Origin of the sequence: Streptomyces sp. WG5, assembly GCF_049974565.1 — a bacterium.
Taxonomy (GTDB): domain Bacteria; phylum Actinomycetota; class Actinomycetes; order Streptomycetales; family Streptomycetaceae; genus Streptomyces.
Window position 1 is genome coordinate 180,207 of sequence record NZ_JBNGGC010000002.1, and the last position, 16,887, is coordinate 197,093.

The 16,887-nt window shown below is 72.2% G+C and carries 15 protein-coding genes; 2 read left to right on the forward strand and 13 right to left on the reverse strand.

Annotation, left to right across the window (positions count from 1 at the left end; all coding sequences use genetic code 11):
- The 3 genes from ACP4IX_RS02735 to ACP4IX_RS02745 all read right to left on the reverse strand — a co-directional run bounded on the left by ACP4IX_RS02735 (nucleotide 1) and on the right by ACP4IX_RS02745 (nucleotide 4,250).
- A complete protein-coding gene (locus tag ACP4IX_RS02735; protein WP_426520265.1) occupies nucleotides 1-1,560 on the reverse strand; it encodes a GMC family oxidoreductase in 1,560 nt (519 codons plus the stop codon).
- 27 nt (nucleotides 1,561-1,587) lie between these two features.
- Nucleotides 1,588-3,054: an aldehyde dehydrogenase family protein gene (locus ACP4IX_RS02740; protein ID WP_426554656.1), complete on the reverse strand. Its 1,467-nt coding sequence runs from the start codon at nucleotides 3,052-3,054 to the stop codon at nucleotides 1,588-1,590.
- A gap of 707 nt (nucleotides 3,055-3,761) precedes the next feature.
- Nucleotides 3,762-4,250 (reverse strand): DUF6083 domain-containing protein, encoded by a 489-nt coding sequence (locus ACP4IX_RS02745; protein ID WP_426520261.1) that lies wholly within the window; start codon nucleotides 4,248-4,250, stop codon nucleotides 3,762-3,764.
- A 514-nt stretch (nucleotides 4,251-4,764) separates the two neighbouring features.
- Here ACP4IX_RS02745 and ACP4IX_RS02750 point away from each other — a divergent pair.
- Nucleotides 4,765-5,325, forward strand: a complete 561-nt coding sequence (locus ACP4IX_RS02750; protein WP_426520259.1) for an N-acetyltransferase family protein — start codon at nucleotides 4,765-4,767, stop codon at nucleotides 5,323-5,325.
- 12 nt (nucleotides 5,326-5,337) lie between these two features.
- Here the strand turns inward: ACP4IX_RS02750 and ACP4IX_RS02755 are convergent, their stop codons facing one another.
- The 5 genes from ACP4IX_RS02755 to ACP4IX_RS02775 form a co-directional block, all read right to left on the reverse strand.
- On the reverse strand, nucleotides 5,338-6,108 hold the full coding sequence (locus ACP4IX_RS02755) for a class I SAM-dependent methyltransferase (RefSeq protein ID WP_426520257.1): 771 nt from the start codon (nucleotides 6,106-6,108) through the stop codon (nucleotides 5,338-5,340).
- 92 nt (nucleotides 6,109-6,200) lie between these two features.
- Nucleotides 6,201-7,364 carry an aminotransferase class V-fold PLP-dependent enzyme gene (locus tag ACP4IX_RS02760; RefSeq protein ID WP_426554760.1) on the reverse strand — a complete coding sequence of 388 codons (1,164 nt, stop codon included), beginning with the start codon at nucleotides 7,362-7,364 and terminating at the stop codon, nucleotides 6,201-6,203.
- A gap of 143 nt (nucleotides 7,365-7,507) precedes the next feature.
- Nucleotides 7,508-8,845, reverse strand: a complete 1,338-nt coding sequence (locus ACP4IX_RS02765) for a pyridoxal-phosphate dependent enzyme (RefSeq protein WP_426554657.1) — start codon at nucleotides 8,843-8,845, stop codon at nucleotides 7,508-7,510.
- Nucleotides 8,842-10,311 (reverse strand): Y4yA family PLP-dependent enzyme, encoded by a 1,470-nt coding sequence (locus ACP4IX_RS02770; RefSeq protein ID WP_426554658.1) that lies wholly within the window; start codon nucleotides 10,309-10,311, stop codon nucleotides 8,842-8,844. The genes ACP4IX_RS02765 and ACP4IX_RS02770 overlap by 4 nt, the downstream gene beginning before the upstream one ends.
- Nucleotides 10,312-10,833: 522 nt before the next feature.
- Nucleotides 10,834-11,292, reverse strand: coding sequence for a nuclear transport factor 2 family protein (locus ACP4IX_RS02775; protein ID WP_426520251.1), 459 nt, complete (start codon nucleotides 11,290-11,292; stop codon nucleotides 10,834-10,836).
- 529 nt (nucleotides 11,293-11,821) lie between these two features.
- Between ACP4IX_RS02775 and ACP4IX_RS02780 the strand changes: the two genes are divergently transcribed.
- On the forward strand, nucleotides 11,822-12,166 hold the full coding sequence (locus ACP4IX_RS02780) for a hypothetical protein (protein ID WP_426520336.1): 345 nt from the start codon (nucleotides 11,822-11,824) through the stop codon (nucleotides 12,164-12,166).
- Nucleotides 12,167-12,208: 42 nt separating this feature from the next.
- On the opposite strand, the gene ACP4IX_RS02785 is transcribed toward ACP4IX_RS02780, so the two are convergent.
- From ACP4IX_RS02785 to ACP4IX_RS02805, 5 genes are read right to left on the reverse strand one after another with little or no spacing between them, the layout of a single operon-like run.
- Entirely contained in the window at nucleotides 12,209-12,931 is a 723-nt protein-coding gene (locus ACP4IX_RS02785; RefSeq protein WP_426520249.1) for a sulfite exporter TauE/SafE family protein, read from the reverse strand.
- Complete coding sequence (locus ACP4IX_RS02790) at nucleotides 12,922-13,974, reverse strand: ABC transporter ATP-binding protein (protein WP_426520247.1); 1,053 nt, start codon at nucleotides 13,972-13,974, stop codon at nucleotides 12,922-12,924. The genes ACP4IX_RS02785 and ACP4IX_RS02790 overlap by 10 nt, the downstream gene beginning before the upstream one ends.
- Nucleotides 13,967-14,980 (reverse strand): ABC transporter ATP-binding protein, encoded by a 1,014-nt coding sequence (locus tag ACP4IX_RS02795; protein ID WP_426520245.1) that lies wholly within the window; start codon nucleotides 14,978-14,980, stop codon nucleotides 13,967-13,969. Before ACP4IX_RS02795 ends, ACP4IX_RS02790 begins: the two co-directional genes overlap by 8 nt.
- Nucleotides 14,977-15,942, reverse strand: coding sequence for an ABC transporter permease (locus tag ACP4IX_RS02800; protein WP_426554659.1), 966 nt, complete (start codon nucleotides 15,940-15,942; stop codon nucleotides 14,977-14,979). The genes ACP4IX_RS02795 and ACP4IX_RS02800 overlap by 4 nt, the downstream gene beginning before the upstream one ends.
- Before the next feature lie 14 nt (nucleotides 15,943-15,956).
- Nucleotides 15,957-16,886, reverse strand: coding sequence for an ABC transporter permease (locus tag ACP4IX_RS02805; protein WP_426554660.1), 930 nt, complete (start codon nucleotides 16,884-16,886; stop codon nucleotides 15,957-15,959).
- Nucleotide 16,887: the final 1 nt, after the last annotated feature.

A 16,887-nucleotide genomic window follows, 5' to 3' on the forward strand; every position in this document is an offset into this window, starting at 1 on the left:
CTACCCTTCCGTGGCCGGCGGCCGCGGGGCCGGGCGGGCGGTGATGAGGTCCGCGGCGCGTTCGGCGGCGAGCAGCACGGTGACCATCGGGTTGACGGTCGGCATGGTGGGGAAGACGGACGCGTCCACGATCCGCAACCCGTCGTGTCCGCGCAGCCGCAGCTGTGGGTCGAGCACCGCCAGCGGATCGTCCTCGGCGCCCATCCGACAGGTCCCGGCCGGGTGGTAGACGGTGTGGGCGGCGCGGCGCCCGTACTCGGACAGGTCGGCGTCCGAGCGTACGTCCGGGCCCGGCGCCACCTCCCGCAGCAGCCAGTCGTTGAGCGGCGCGGCGGACGCCACGTCGCGGGCGATCCGCAGGCCGTCGACGATCGTGCGCTCGTCGTGCCCGTCCGGGTCGGTGAAGTAGCGGAAGTCGAGGGCGGGTTTGACGTCCGGGTCCGCGCTGCGCAGCCACATGCGGCCGACGGAACGGGCGCGCGGCACGTTGGGGGTCATGCAGACGCCGTGCTCGGGGACGGGGTAGCCCAGCCGTTCGGTGTTCGTGGTGAACGGCACCTGGTAGAAGTGGAACATCAGGTCCGGGCGCGGGCCGCCCGTCGGATCGCGGCGCAGGAAGAGGCCGGCGTCGGAGTCCATGGCCGAGTTGGGCGGCAGCGGTTCACGGGTCTCCCACACCATCACCGACTCGGGGTGGTCCAGCAGGTTCTCGCCCACCCCGGGCAGGTCCGCGCGGACCTCGATGCCCAGGTCGCGCAGGTGGTCGGCCGGGCCGATGCCGGAGAGCATGAGCAGCCGCGGTGTGTCGATCGCTCCGGCGCACAGCAGCACCTCGGCGTCCGCCTCCAGCGTCGCGAGGGAGCCGTCGGGGTTGCGCACCTGGACGCGAGTGAAACGGCCCTCGCTGTCCGGCAGCAGCCGGTACGCCCAGGTCTCCAGACGCAGCGTCAGGTTGGGGCGGTCCAGTACGGGGTGCAGGTAGGCGACGGAGGCGGAGGAGCGGGTGTTGGTCGCCGGGTCGTAGGCGAGGGAGAAGAAGCCGGCCCCGTCGGTGAAGGGTCGGGCGTTGAAGTCGTCGACGCGCTGGACGCCGAGCCGGGTGGTGGCGGCCGTGACGAAGTCCTCGGCGATCGCGTTGCGGTCGGCGGCACCGACGGGCACGATCGTGTTCTGCAGCCGTGTGCGGTACGGCAGGATCGTCTCCGGGCCCCAGCCGGTGCAGCCACGCTCCACCCACTCGTCGAGGTCCTGCGGGAACGGCAGGAAGCTGATGAGCGTGTTGTGCGAGGAGCATCCGCCGAGCACGCGGGCACGGGAGTGCAGGATGTGCGAGTTGCCGCGCGGCTGTTCCTCGGTGGTGTAGCCGTAGTCGAACTCGGAGCCGAGCAGGTTGATCCAGTTGCGGAGCCGCAGGATGCGTTCGTCGCCGACATCGCTGGGGCCGCCCTCCACCACGCAGACACGGCAGGCGGGGTCCTCGCTCAGCCGTGCGGCCAGTACGCAGCCGGCGGTGCCTCCGCCGATGATCACGTAGTCGTAGGTCGTCGTCTCGTCGTCCATGCGTCGCCTTCTCTCTCGCCTGCCCGCTCAGCCCTTGAACCAGCCGGAGGGGGCCGGCCGCAGGTTCTGGTAGATGTGCTTGGCCTCCTGGTACTCGCGCAGACCGGTGGGCCCCAGTTCCCGGCCGAAGCCGGACCGGCCGAAGCCGCCCCACTCGGCCTGCGGTACGTAGGGGTGGAAGTCGTTGATCCAGACCGTGCCGTGCCGCAGCCTGCCCGCGACCCGCTGGGCGCGGCTCGCGTCGTTCGTCCAGACGCCGCCGGCCAGGCCGTACCGGGTGTCGTTGGCCAGTTCCACGGCCTCGTCCTCGGTACGGAAGCGTTCCACCGTGACGACCGGGCCGAAGACCTCCTCCTGCACGATGCGCATGGAGCGGTCGCAGTCGGCGTAGACGGTGGGCAGCAGGAAGAAGCCGCGGGACAGCTCGGGGTCGTCCGGGCGGCGGCCGCCGCAGACCAGCCGGGCACCCTCCTCGCGGGCGATCTCCAGATAGCCTTCGACCTTCTCCCGGTGCTGTGCCGAGCTGAGGGGGCCGCTCTCGGTCGACGGTTCGAGGCCGCTGCCGAGGCGGATGGCCTGTGCGCGGGTGGCCAGCCGCTCCACGAACCGGTCGTGCAGGCTGTCCTCCACGAGCAGCCGCGAGCCGGCCGAGCAGACCTGCCCCGAGTGCAGGAACGAGGCTTCCAGCGCGTGGTCGACGGCGGCGTCGAAGTCGCAGTCGGCGAAGACCACGTTGGGGTTCTTGCCGCCGAGCTCCAGGGCGAGGTTCTTCACGCCCGGCGCGCACGCCTCCATGATCCGGCGTCCGGTGGCCAGGCCGCCGGTGAAGGAGACCAGGTCCACCTCGGGGTGGGCGGACATCGCCGCGCCCACGGTGCCGCCGGGGCCGAGCACGAGGTTCGCGACGCCGGGCGGCGCTCCGGCTTCCGCGATCAGCCGGATCATGTGGATCGTGGACAGCGGTGTCGTCTCGCTGGGCTTGAGGACGAAGGTGTTGCCCGCCGCGAGGGCGGGGGCGACTTTCCAGGAGGCCTGCAGCAGCGGGTAGTTCCACGGTGCGATGAGGGCGCAGACGCCGATGGGGTGGTAGGTGACCCGGCTCAGTACATCGGGGCCGACGTCCACGACCCTGCCGCCGTCCTTGTCGGCGATCTCGGCGAAGTAGCGGAACGCGTTCGATACGTCCTCGACGTCGATGCGCGCCTCGGCGAGAGTCTTGCCGGTGTCGAGGGTTTCGACGCGGGCGATCTCCTCCTGGTCGCGCAGGAGGAACCGCGACACCCTGAGCAGCACGTCGGCCCGCTCCCGGGTGGGTGCCGCCGGCCAGTCGCCCCGGTCGAAGGCCCGCCTGGCGGCACGTACGGCCCGGTCGACATCGGCCTCGTCGGCGTCGTCCACCTGCTGGATGACGGACGCGTCGAACGGGTTGATCACGTCCAGGCGCGCGCCGTTCACGACGCCCGTCCACTCGCCGTCGATGAACAGTTCCGGCATCGCAGGCTCCCTCGCTCGTACCCGGCCGCTGCCGACGTAGCTCACCGGCACGGCACACCTGGCACCAACATCGTCCGAGGGGCCCGCACCGGTCATGCGGACGCACCGGCCGCGGGAGGGTTGGGCGGGGATGTGACCTGGTTGGGCTAGCTGTACTGACCCGAGAGGTTGGAGACGCTCGTGGCGGGTGGTGGGCGCTTGCCCCGCACGCGCGGGTGCCGACGCCCGTGCCGGCCGGGTCGGCCCGGAACGGCAGGGGCCGTGCTGTCAAAGGCGGCGGCGTCGATGCCGACGGGCAGGGTCTCGCGAGACGCGTCTCGTGGGGCGGGGTGACGACCAGGCTGCCGGAGGTCGGACCGGTGCCGCCGTTCGTGCCCGCGCTGGAGCCGTCGCCGTGGCAGGCAGGGGGCGAGAGACCGGCCGCTGCCGCAGGGGCGAGCGGGGGCCCGACGCGAAGGAGTGCTCCTCGGGCCCGTACCGCTCACGCTTCCGCGGGAGCCCTGCTGGTCACCAGGACACGGCGTACGTCCCAGGCGTACCGCTCGACCCGCCGCTCGTGCACGGCCGTTGCGCACGAGACCCCCCGGCGGCGAGTGGCGGCCTCGCGATGTCCGCGTGAGTGCCGTCCGGGCACTGGCCGAACGGGGGGGGGCGGGTCCGCTGACGGGCGTGGACGCACAGACCGTCGTCCGCCTCTCGTGTCCGGGTCAGCCCACATCGGGCAGCGCCCCCGGGTAGCCGTCCTCGTCCGCCTGCCGCCGCGCCCGGCGCGCGTTCTCCTCGCGCACCGCGTCCAGCCACCGCCACGGTCGGGTCTCGTCCAGGGTGAGCCCGGGACAGGCGAGTTGGTGAGGGATGCGGCACGTGGTGCCAGGTGGCGGTTCGCTCAGACCGCCGTTCCAGGCCTGCCCGCCGGGGTCGATGTGCCAGCGGTGTCCGCCCGGGACGAGGTGGGCGGGAAGGGTCAGGAGGGGTTCGAGCAGGACATGCTGACCGGTGTAGGTGAGACGGCGTTCGCCGACCAGGCCGCAGTTCGGACAGACCGGCCCGGCCGGCGGTTCGGGCCCGGTGGCGCCGTCGTGGGCGGCCTGCCCCAGGTCGACGGTCTCCCATGGCCGTGGGGCGTCGGCGGGCGGCTGCCGGTGGCTGTCGGGGCCGGGTACCGGGAAGAGGCTCGGTTCGTATGTGTCCCCCATGGATGCGAGCGTGCGGCGAAGGACGGGAGCGGGACAGGGCGCAGGGCGGGCGCAACGGCAGCACGCGGGCGGGTCCACGGGCGCGGGCCTTCCTGCACGGCCCGTACGCGCCCGGCCGATCGGTCATGTGTCCAGTTCCCGGACGAGTGGATGGTGCGCGCAGCGGAAGCCGCCGGCGAACGCGGTCACCGCGTCGAAGGGGAGCGTGTGAACGGTGACGTCCCGCCCGGTTTCCCCCGTGCGCCATCACGGTCCCCCGCGACGGTGCGGGCAGGCCCGCCGCGTCGGTGCGCTCGCACACGCCGTCGTGGGCGTACCGCCGGGTGAAGACGGTGGTGGAATACCGGCCCGGCGACTCCTCGCGCGAGGAGTCGCCGGGGCAGAACCAGCGGTCCGGCTGACCAGTGCCGCGTCGTCGATCGTCGCTGTCGCCGGGGTTGCCGTGATCGGCATACTGATCGTTTTTGGCCGATGACGATCTCGGACGGTGGGCGGGCCCTGGCAGACTGACGGCGTGACAGCTCAGAAGAGGGTGCCCTCACTCGCGTTCACGCAGATCGTCCGGGCCCAGGACGCCACCCCGGCCGTACGGCGGGATCTCACCGACTGCTGGACGGCGGTCGTCAATGCCGGAGGCGCGGTCATCCCCATGGACTGCCCACTGCCTCCGGTGCCCTCGTCGGAGATCGAACCGGCGCTGGAGGCGATCGTTCAAGGGCTCGCTCCGCGACGCAGCCGGATCCTCCTGGCCACGGTCGACGGCGCGCTCGCGGGCTGGGTACTCCTGCGCCGTGAGGCGCATCCGCTCGTGGCGCACTGCGCAACGGTGAACCACCTGCAGACCCACGTCCCGTTCCGCGGCATCGGCGTCGGCGCCGCGCTGATGCGCCGTCTCCCGGAGATCGCCCGGGACGAGATGGGCGTGGAGAGACTACGGCTCACCGCGCGGGCCGGTCTGGGTCTTGAGGACTTCTACCGCAAAGTCGGCTGGACCGAGGTCGGCCGATGGCCGGGCGCGCTGCGCGTGGCACCCGGCGACGACCGTGACGAGATCCTGATGAGTCTCGCCCTGTGAACCGGCTCGGGTTCAGCCGCCCTTGACCGCCACCAGCACGGTGCTGTCGCCGAACTGCCAGACCGGCGCGACATGCCGGAAGCCGGCCCGGCGCAACAACTCCGCGTGGCGGTCCACCGCGAGATCCTCGCCGCCCCCGCTGCCCCCATGGGCCGCACGGCGCTGGGCACGCTCGGCGAACAGGTCGGCCAGCTCCGGGTCACGGGCCGCCGCGGTCCACCACTCCTGCCAGTCCTCGTGGGCGTGGCCGCCCGTCCGCTCGGCACGACGACGGCCCACGTACGCGGTGATGTCCGAGCAGGTCGCCTCGTCGGGCGGGAAGTGGTCGCCGTTGACGAGTACTCCGCCGGGGCGCAGCAGCACGGCGAGGCGCCGGTACGTGTCCAGCAGTACCGGCTCGGGAAGATAGTGCAGTGCCGTCGTCGAGACGGCCGCGTCCAGGGGGCGTTCGAGTCCGAGGTCGTCGGTCCAGCCGTGGGCGCCGATCACCGTGTCGACGTAGCGGGCGGCGTCCGCGTGGTGGGTCCGTCCCAGTTCCAGCAGCAGGGGATCCATGTCGGCTGCGACGATCTCCGCGTCCGGCAGGCGGTCGACGAGCCTGGCGGCCAGGGAGCCCGGTCCGCAGCCGAGGTCGAGCAGGAGCGGCCGGGAACGGCCGGCCGTGACGTGCTCGACGACATCCGTGATCACCGTGAACCGCTCCTCGCGGTCCACGGCGTAACGCTGCTGCTGTCGCTCCCAGCGCTCCACCCACGTCCTGGCCCCTGCCATGCTGATGCCCATCTGGTCGCGCCACCTCTTCCGTCTCTCACCCGTCGTGGACGCGACCGAATCTACAGGTGGAAACGGTTATCACTTGCCATACGCCTCGTGCTTCACGCCAATGAGGCCAGTACGGTGAGCAGTCGGTCGATTTCCTCCACCGTGTTGTGGACGTGCAGGCTCACGCGCACCGACCCGTCCTTCTCGGCCGCGCCGGCCTGGCAGAGGGTGTCGGCCCGCACCATGAAGCCGTGGCTGTAGAGGATGAACCCGAGGTCGTCGGAGGGGATGTCGTGATGCCGGAAGGTGACGATGCCGTGCCGGCGCTGCGCCGCGGGCAGTGCGGAGTCGGCGGCCAGACTGGTGGGACAGCCGAGGATCTCGTACGGGTCGAGGTGCCTCAGCCGGTCGGTCAGCCGGGTCGTGAGGCCGGCCGTCCAGCGGGCGATCCGGTCGGGACCCGCCGCGTCGAGCCAGTCGAGTGCGGCCCTCAGCGACACGATGCCCACCGTGTTGGGCGTCCCCTGCCAGCCGGCCGGCCGGAACTCGGGTCCCCGCGCGTTGCGCGCCCAGACCGCTCCCGAACCCGGCAGGGCCATCGCCTTGTGCCCCGAGAAGACCACGAAGTCGACGTCTAGGGCGGGATCGGCCAGGTCGACGGGCAGATGTCCGACGCTCTGGGCCGCGTCCAGGCAGATCGGCACGTCCGGGCCGACCGCCGCGCGGATGCGGTGCACGTTCATGTCGCCGCCGTAGACGTGGTGGACGTGCGTGGCGGCCACGAAACGGGTCCGCGGGCCGACGAGGCCGACGAGAGCCCGGTGGTCGTAGTCGCCGGAGACCGCCTGGTACGGCAAGGCCCGTACGCGTACGTCGACGCCGCGGGCGGCCAGCAGCCGCTGCGTTTCGAGCCAGGGGTCCAGGTTGGCCCGGTGGTCGGCGAACGGCACCAGGATCTCGTCGCCGTCGGTGAGGTACGGTGCCAGCCAGTCGCGGGCGACGGTGCGCAGGCCCTCGGTGGTGCCGCTGGTGAAGTGGACGGTGGAACGTTCCGGTTCCGGATCGCGGAGGAACTCCTTGACCCGATCCCGGGTCCCCTCCACCAGCTCCGTCGTCCGGTTGGCCCAGGGGTAGGTGCCGCGGCCCGCGTTGGCGTTCGACGTCGTGAGGTAGGTCTGGACGGCGTCCAGTACGGCTCGCGGCTTCTGGGACGTCGCCGCGCTGTCGAGGTAGGCCGACTCAGGATGTGCGGTGACGATGGGGAACTGTTCCCTCAGTTCCCGTTGCCAGGCTGCGTCCTGGCCCCTCTCGTCCTGGCCCCTCTCGTCCTGGCCCCTCTCGTCCTGGCCCCTCTCGTCCTGGCCCCTCTCGTCGTGACCCTTCTCGTCGTGTCCCGCCCCAGGGAACGGGTGGGCGGCGCTCACTCGCGCACCAGCGGTGCGCCCGCGTCCCGCCAGGCGACGATTCCACCGGTCAGGCTGCGCACGTCGGGGTGTCCCCTGCGCGCCAGCAGGGCGGCGTAGCGCAGTGACCTCTCGCCGACGGGACAGGCCAGCAGCACCGGCGTCCGCTTGCTGAAGGGAAGCCCGCCGCGGACGAGTTCCTCGAACAGTTCGTCGACGATGTTGACCGAGCCCTCAATGTGCAGGGCGGCGTAGGCGTGCGGGCTGCGCAGATCGACGACGAGCGGTCGGGGATCCCCCTCCGTGATCCACCGACGAGCCTCGTCCACGGCCACGGACCGGGCGTCCGCCCGTATCTCCTCGTCGGTGAGCGCCGAGGGGGTGGGCCCGTGGTTCGCCCTGCCCAGCAGCTCGGGGCGGCGTGCGCGCACGTAGCTCAGGTAGCTCTCCGCACGGTCGCACACGATGAACACCGCGGTCTCACGGCGCCCCGAGCCCTCCAGGGCCGCGTCGACGTCCCGCAGGTGCCGTACCGCGCCCTGGTAGGCGGCGCCCCCGGTCGGTCCGGTCAGCAGTCCGCAGCGGCGGATGAGGGTGAGCATTCCGTCGATGGCCTCGTCCGAGGTGACGGACTCGATGGTGTCGTATGTCACCGGATCGAACAGGCCGACCTGATGGACCTCGTCGATCGTGCGGATACCGGGGATGAAGTCCGACTTGTGGGCGACCAGTCCGACCACCCGCACATCCGGGTCGTGCTCGCGCAGCACCCTGGCGACACCGGTCGACGAACCGGCCGTACCCACACAGGCGACGAACCAGTCCGGGGCTCGCCCGTCCAGATCCTTGACTATCTCGGGCCCGGTGCCCTCCGCGTGCGCCTCGACATTGCGCGGGTTGAAGTACTGGTCGGTGTGGAGGTAGGCGCTCCCCGGCTCCGTGAGCGCCTGGTGGAAATGGGTCAGCGGATCGTCGGTGTCGGTCGGGTCGAGGCATTCGCTGCGGCCCGGCAGCTCTTCGATCTCGGCGCCCAGGAGCAGGAGCAGCTCCTTGATCTCCGGTACGCGCATCCGGTTGGTGACGCTCTTGAACCTCAGTCCGTGCATGCCCGCCAGCAGGGCGAGGGCCTTGGCCGTGTTGCCGCTGGAGAGTTCCACGACCGTCCCCTCCCTCTCCGCCGCGCCCTCCAGGTGGGGGCGGGCCATGTGCCAGGCGGGCCGGTCCTTGACGGAGCCGAAGGGGTTGAGCATCTCCAGCTTGGCGTAGAGGTCGATGTTGCGCAGCCCGTGCACGGCGGGGTCGATGCGCACCATCGGTGTGTTGCCGATGGCCTCCGTGATGCTGTCGTACCTCATGCGGGCGTTCCCCCCGGGTGTGTGATCGGCCAGTAGTCCTCGTCCAGGCACCAGCGCCAGGAGTCGCCCTCCTTCTCCACCGCCACCGTCCGCGCGAGGGGCTGGCGCTGCGCGTGGTGGGCGTGGAAGTCCATGGCGTACCCGGCGGTGTTGGCGAAGGCCAGCAGGTCGCCGGCGCGCGGCAGCCTGGGGAGGAAGACCAGGCGGCGGGTGATCAGATCGGCCTCCAGGCACAGGTTGCCGACGAGGTGGACGCCGACCGGCCCCTCGTCGTCGTCCTTCTCCGGTTCACCGCGGGGCAGCAGTACCGGGTCCACGAGGACTCCGTGCTCCTCCAGGCTCACGTCCCCGGCGTTCATGCCGAGGCGCACCAGGTACGGGGCGGAGTCCTCGCCCGTGCGCCGCACGTCCAGCACCCGGGCCAGCGACAGCCCGCACTGGTCGACCAGGGAACGGCCGGGTTCGATGTGGAGGTCGTGGAGGTGCTCCAGGAGCAGGGTGCCCGGCCCCCGGCCCAGGACCGGTGCGGGCAGCGTGAGGAGTTCGTCGAGGTAACCGGGGCCGGCGGTGGGGCGGTGGCCGGGGTACAGGGCGACGGACCCGCGCACCGTGCCGCCCTCGTTGCGCAGCCCGTAGCCGTGACCGCGCCAGGTCAGGGGCGGGCGGCCACCGAGGACCGCCTCGCTGAGCGCGGTCGTCCAGCGTTCCCACTCCTCGGCGTCGGCGACGTAGCCGACGCCGAACCCGCCGCCGATGTCGACGGCACGCGGTGCCAGGCCCCGTGCCCGGCATTCGTCCATGAGTAGCACGCACTGCTCCAGGGCCCGTCCCTTCTCGGCCAGGCCGGTGGTGTCCAGGTGGTAGGCGAGGCCGGTCAGTTCGACGGCGTCCGCGTGCCGTTCCACGGCGGCCAGGAGCGCCTCGACGTCCCGCGCCGGGGTGCCGAAGCGGCTGCGGCGCGACAGCATCCGGGTGCCCGCTCCCCCGTGGCCGGCGGCCGACTCGAATCCGGACAGGCGCAGCAGCACCTCGGTCCGGCCGAGTCCGTACTCGCGTATCAGGCCGGCGAGTTGTTCCAGCTCGCGCAGCGAGTCCAGGTTCACCGTCGCTCCCACGCGGGCCGCCAGCCACAGGAACTCGGGATCCTTGGGGCCGGTGGCCATGACGCGATCCCCGGTGAAGCCGCAGCTCAAGGCGTGCCGCAGTTCCGCCAGCGAGGCGACGTCGACACCGACGGCGGCCGGTTCCTCGGCCGCCAGCCTCCGCAGCAGGGCGCTGGAGCGGTTCGCCTTGTGCGCGAAGTACACCCGCCCGGCGAGATGGTGGCGCCGGTAGACGGCACGGAAGCGTTCCGCGTTCGCGGCGACGGTATCGGGGAGCAGCACGTTGAGCGGAGACCCGAGCGCGTCCACGAGCGAGTGCAGAAATGGGGCGGCCCCCAGCAGTGAGGCGAGGGATTGATCCACCCGCGGCCTCAGGTACAAGGGCACATCCACGAAAGACCCCTCCCCGTGTCGCCCGACCGTCGTTGCGACGACCGTTCGGGAGTAGTCGTTTCCAGGTACACGTGCCGCTAAGCCTCCAGGTGCGGCCGGGGGGCGGGACAGCCCGCTTCCGCCGTCACCGGCCCGGCTCGGTGCCCGGAGCGCGGCGTACACCTTTCAGCAGCTCGTGGACACCGCCGGAGCCGTCCTGACCGTGGCCGTCCGCGACCGTCTGCCCAGCGGCCTGCGGGGCTCAGGGGCGTCGGCGGCGACACCGGTGGCGCGGCTGCAACGGATCAGGCTGTCGCCGTCGGCCCGGTCGGGGCAGACCGTGGGCACACCGTCCGGAGTGCGGCGGTCCTCCGGCCCCGAGGTACCCGCTGCGTCGGGGCCGGAAGCTACGCCGGCGAGTTGTCCGCCGACGCCGTGGACACGTCCGGCACGGCAGCGTCATCGGCCCGCGGACTGCCCGGGAAGGCCGGGGGAAAGCGCCGCCCACACTTCTCAAGGGGTGCAGGCCTCGGCGACGGACAGGCTGTTCTCGTAGAGGTGGTGGCGGGTGATCCGGCCGCCCTCGACGGTGAGGCGAAGCGCGAACGGGCCCTGGAAGGACTTTCCCGTCGCCCGCACGGTCCCCGACAGGTGCCCCGTCAGGACGGCGTCGGTGCCGTCGACGAGGAAGGCGTCCACGGCAGCACGCGCGTCCTCGGGAACGGTGTGCTCCATCAACTCCGTGAACTGTGCCGCGCATTCGGCGGCGGTGGACCTCGGCCGGATCCACGGAACGGCGGGGTTGTCGGCGAGGAGCCAGTCGACTTCGTCGGCGAAGAGGTCGACGAGCCGCTCGGTGTCCCCCGCGATGCGGGCGGCGAGGAATTCCTGCACGACGGCCCTGGTGGCCTCGGTGACCGAACCGGTGTCGTCGACGGGACTCGTCGTGGTGGCGGCGGGCTTGACGGACATCCTGCTCTCCTCGCTGCTGCGGCCGGGTCCCGGCGGGGCCCGTCGATGTGCTGGATCCTGCCGTGGGACGGGAGAGGGGTCGATTACCTCGGAGGTAGGGTGCCGGGCGGCCGGGGCCGCACACGCGCTCGTGACGCGGACGTTCCCGAGGGCACAGTCGGCAGAGGGCGGGCATCGCCACCGACGCCGAGGACCCGCGGGACAAGCCCCGCCGCTCCGCCACTGGGCCGACCAGGCCGACCCCCGGCACACGGGCACCGACCAGGGCCTCGTCGACCGCGTCCACGAGCTCGGCAGGGAATCAGTGCGTGGGCCGCGACGAGCCCGGCGCCATGCTCGGGACGTCCGGCCTCGGCGTCGACGGCGTCATCACCGACTGCCCCAGTACCTCACCAGGCGCTGCCCGGGGCCACCGGACGTCACCGCGTTGACACACACCGCCATCGGGCGTTGACTACCAGTACGGCGCAGAGCCATGCCGCCCCGGGAACCCGGTGATCCAAGCAACCCAGGAAAGCGGCTTACGATGATGTACGACCAGGCACGCGCACAGCAGCCGTCGGACCGGCCCACGCACCGCTCCGAGCACCACTTCGCGGCACCGGACCCGCTCCTGTCGCCGGACGAGCGGGACGCGGTCCTGCTGCGCCTGCGCCAGGCCATCAACGCCTTCGCCGAGACGCCGCGTCAAGCGCTCGAAGAAGCGGAGGGCGCCTTCGACGACGCCGTCGCCCATCTCGTGAACGCCCTCGCGGAACGACGCCGTGCCCTTCATGAGGGCTGGCAGGACCGGGACGCCGCGGCGCAGGCCGAGGAACTCCGGCTCGCGTTGCGGCAGTACCGGGATGTCACGCAACGGCTGCTGCGGACGTAGCGGCCCGTCCGGGCGGGACCGACGCCGCCCCCGTTCACCCGGTCAGACGAACTGCCGCACCACCAGCACCACGGCTCCCGCGACCGCGAGCGCCGTGGCTGCCGCGCGTGTCCGCCGTACGTTCAGCCGACGGGTCAGCGGCCGGGCAGCCAGTACACCGGCCACAGCGGCGGGGATGAGCAGTGCGGTGCCGCGCAGCGCGTGCGGGCCGACCGTGCCGGTCGCCGTCAGCGCGGCGAGGCTCATCAGCGAGCCGGCGAGGAAGAAGGCGCTCATCGTGGCGCGCAGCTCCGGGCCGCTCAGCCGCTGCCACACCAGCGCCATGGGCGGGCCGCCGATGGACGTCGCCGTGCCCATCAGGCCCGAGGCCATTCCCGCCAGGACCACCGAGGAGCGCCGTTGCCGCGGTACGAAACCCGCCGCGTTCACCGCGACGCCGGCGAGGATCACCGCGGCGACGAGGAGCGCCAGGTACCGGGCGGGCAGGGCCACCACGAGCAGTGCGCCCATCAGCACTCCCGGAAGCCGGCCGACGAGTGCCCACCCGCAGCCGCGCAGGTCCGCCCGACCGCGTTCGCGTACCAGGACGGTCGCCGTCACCCCGGAGGCGAGCAGCAGGACGACCGTGGGGGCGAGCGCCGGGTCCACGAGGGAGAAGACCGGTGCGGCGAGCATGCCCAGGCCGAAGCCGACGGAGACCTGGAGCAGCGCGCCGACCCCCACCGTGAGCGAGAGCAGGACGAACTCCGGACCGGTCAGGCCCACGCCGACTCCGCGTCCAGCGGGAAGTGGCACAGAGCCGTGTGGGGTCCGGACCCGTCCGTCGCCTCCCGCGCGACGACCGGCGGTGCCTCGGCCGCGCAGCGGTCCGCGACGTGCCGGCACCGGGTACGGAAGCGGCACCCGGAGGGGATGTCGAAGGGCGAGGGGACCTCCCCCTGGAGCTGGATCTCCTGGTGACGGGTGCCGCGGCTGGTGTTCAGGACGGGTGCGGCCGACATGAGTGCCGCCGTGTAGGGGTGCCGAGGGCGTTCGAAGACGTTCTCCGTGGCGCCGTGTTCGATGACCTTGCCCAGGTACATCACCGTCACCCGGTCGGAGATGTAGCGCACCACGGACAGGTCGTGGGAGATGAACAGGTAGGTGACCCCGAGGCGCTCGCGCAGGTCGCAGAGGACGTTCAGGACCTGCGCCTGTACCGACAGGTCGAGGGCGGAGACGGGCTCGTCGCACACGATGAGGTCGGGGTCCAGGGCCAGGGCGCGGGCGATGCCGATGCGCTGGCGCTGCCCGCCGGAGAACTCGTTGGGATAGCGGTGGGCGTCGCTCTCCCGGAGCCCGACCAGGGACAGCAGTTCGCGGATCCGCCTCTCGCGGGCCTTCGCGCCCGGCACGACGTCCCGGTGGGTGCGCCAGGGCTCGCCGATCAGGTCGGCGGCCGACATGCGCGCGTTGAGCGAGGCGAAGGGGTCCTGGAAGACCATCTGCACTCGGCGGCGCCAGGCCAGCAGTTCCTTGCCGCGCAGGGCGAAGGGGTCGGATCCGTCGAACCGTACGGTGCCCGCGTCCGGGCGCTCCAGCCCGAGCAGCACGCGGGCCAGGGTGGATTTGCCGCACCCCGACTCGCCGACGAGCCCGAGGGTCTGACCGCGGCCGATCCGTACGTCGACCCCGTCCAGGGCGGTCAGCCGGCGCCGGCCGCTGCCGAAGGTCTTGGTGACCCCTCGGACCTCCAGCAGCGGTGGGGGCTCCTGCGGACCGTCCGCTCGGGGACCGGGGCCGGCGGCGGTGGCGCGGGCGTCAGACACGGTCGAGCTCCTCGGAGAAGTGGCAGGCGGCGAAACGGCCCTCGCCCGACGGCCGCAGGGACGGCCGTTCCCGGACACAGCGCTCCCGCACGAGCGGGCAACGGGCCTGGAAGACGCAGCCGGGCGGCACCGCGCCCAGCTCGGGCGGGCTGCCGGGGACCGCGGGCAACGGGCGCCCGCGCACGCTGTCCTCCGGGACCGAGTCGAGCAGTCCGCGGGTGTAGGGGTGGCGGGGGGCGGAGAAGACGTCGTGCACCGGTCCGTTCTCCACGACGGTGCCGGCGTACATCACGACGACGTCGTCCGCGCGCTGGGCGACCACGGCCAGGTCGTGGGTGATCAGGACGACGGCCATGTCCCGCTCGTCCTGGAGGTCCCGGAGCAGCCGCATGATCTGCGCCTGTACGGTCACGTCGAGGGCGGTGGTGGGTTCGTCGGCGATGAGCACGTCGGGGGCGAGCGCGACGGCCATGGCGATGAGCAGGCGCTGCCGCATGCCGCCGGAGAACTGGTGGGGGTAGGACCGGGCCCGCTGCCTCGGCTCGGGGATGCCCACCCGCGTCATCAGCTCGATCGCCTTCTCCCGGGCCTGGCGCCGGGTGAGGCCGTGGTGGATGCGGAAGGGCTCCCCGATCTGCCTGCCCACCGGCTGCACCGGGTTGAGTGCGGTCAGGGCGTCCTGGAAGACGATCGACAGGACGGGGCCGGCCAGCCTGCGGCGTGCCGCCGGGCTCATGCGGAGCGTGTCGTCGCCCCCGACCCGTACGGCGCCGCCGGTCACCGCCGCGGCGGGGTCCAGCAGCCCGACCACGGACAGTGCGGTCATCGACTTGCCGCAGCCGGACTCGCCGAGGAGGGCCAGGGTGCGGCCGCGGCGGACGCTGAAGCCGACGCCGTCGACGGCGCGTACCGTTCCGGAGGGTGTCCTCAGGTCCACGCACAGTCCCTCGACTTCGAGGGCCGGGGTGTCCCTGCCGGACGGGGCGGGGCCGGTGGTGGTCGTCACGGGATCGTCTCCGGGGGTACGGCGGCCGGGGCGGCCCGGCGCTTCCTGGGCAGCGACAGGCGCCAGCGCTGGGCGGGGTCGGTGGCGATGCGGGCCCAGGCGGCGAGCACGGTGGCGGACACCGTCGTGAGGACGATGGCGAGCCCCGGCAGCACGGTGATCCACCAGGCGGTCTGCAGGTACTGCCGTCCCTGGGCGACCATCAGGCCCCAGCTGACGTCGGGGGGCTGGATGCCGATGCCGAGGAAGCTCAGCGACGACTCGGTGAGCATCACGAAGCAGAAGTCGAGGGTGGCGACCGTCAGCAGCGTCGGCAGGGCGATCGGCAGGATGTGCCGGTGGATGATCGTCCGGCTGGGTGTGCCGAAGGTGCGGGCCGCGTCGACGAACAGCCGGCTGCGCAGCTCCGCCGCCTCCGCCCGCGCGGTGCGCAGGTACACCGGGATACGGGTCACGGCCAGGATGAGCACGAGGTTCAGCGCGCTGGGCGAGAACACGTACAGCACGACCACCGCGATCAGCAGCGAGGGAAAGCTGAGGATCACGTCGGCGATCCGCATGGCCACGCTCTCGCGGCGTCCTCCGTGGTACCCGGCCCACAGACCGAGGGCCGAGCCGATCGCGAGGGAGCACAGCACGGCCGGGACGGCGACGGAGAGCGTCGTGGCGGCCGACTCGATCAGCCTGGCCACCATGCTGCGCCCAAGGACGTCGGTGCCGAGCAGTCCGTACGTTCCGTCGCTCAGGGAGGGTGGCCGGAGTGAGGCGTCCAGGTCCTGCCGCTGCGCCCGGTCGCCGATGAACAGCCGGCCGAAGAGGGCCACGAGGGCGACCACGGTGAGGACGACGGCACCGGCGGCCGCGGCCCGGTCGCGGCGCAGCATCCGCCATCTGCTCGGCCGCGCGTTGCGGGCGGAGGCGGCCTCGGCCGCTTCCGCGGCGGCGGGCTCTTCTCGGGGCATCGTTCTTCCTTCGCTCACGTCGGCACCGCCTGACGCACTCGGGGGTCGGCCAGCGCGTGGCAGACGTCGACGAGGATGTTGAGCACGAAGATCGTCACCGCGGTCAGGAGAACGGCTGCCTGCAGCACCGCGAAGTCGCGCTGGAGGATGGAGTCGATCATGAGCTTGCCGATGCCGGGCCAGCCGAAGATCGTCTCGACGATCACCGCACCGTTGACCAGGCCCACCGTCAGGTCGCCCGCCACGGTCAGCACCGGCGTCACGGCGTTGCGCAGGGCGTGGCCGAAGACCACTCGCCGGGGTGCGGCGCCCTTGGCCCGGGCGATCTTGACGTAGGGCGCGGACAGCGCGGTGACCATGCTGCCGCGGACCACCTGGACCAGTACGCCGAAGGGGCGGATGAGCAGGGTCGCGACGGGCAGCACCCATATCTCGGGGCCGCCGAGCGTGCCCGAGGTCGGCAGCAGTCCGAGGCTCACGCCGAAGACCAGCACACCCATGATGGCGAACCAGAAGTCGGGGATGCCGGCGGCCGTCATCGACAGCAGGCTGGCGATCCTGTCGACCAGCGAGTTGGGGCGGTAGGCGGCGAGGCTGCCGACCAGCACGGCTCCGGTGATCGCCAGCAGCATCGTCACGCCGGCGAGCTGGAGCGTGACGGGAAAGGCGTCGATCACCATCGAACCCGCCGACTGCCCGGTCCGCAGGGAGGTGCCGAAGTCCAGGTGCGCGGCGTCCACGAGGTAGTTCCACAACTGCGCCGGGATCGAGAGGTCGAAGCCCTGTGCGGCGGAGAACTCCGCACGCTGCTCGGGGGTGGCGCTCAGGGGGAGGTAGAGGTCCACGGGATCGCCGGTCATCCGGGACAGGAAGAACACGCCCAGGACCACGCAGATCAGGGGGACGGCGCTGGAGACCACGCGTGTGCGCAGGAAGGGGATCATG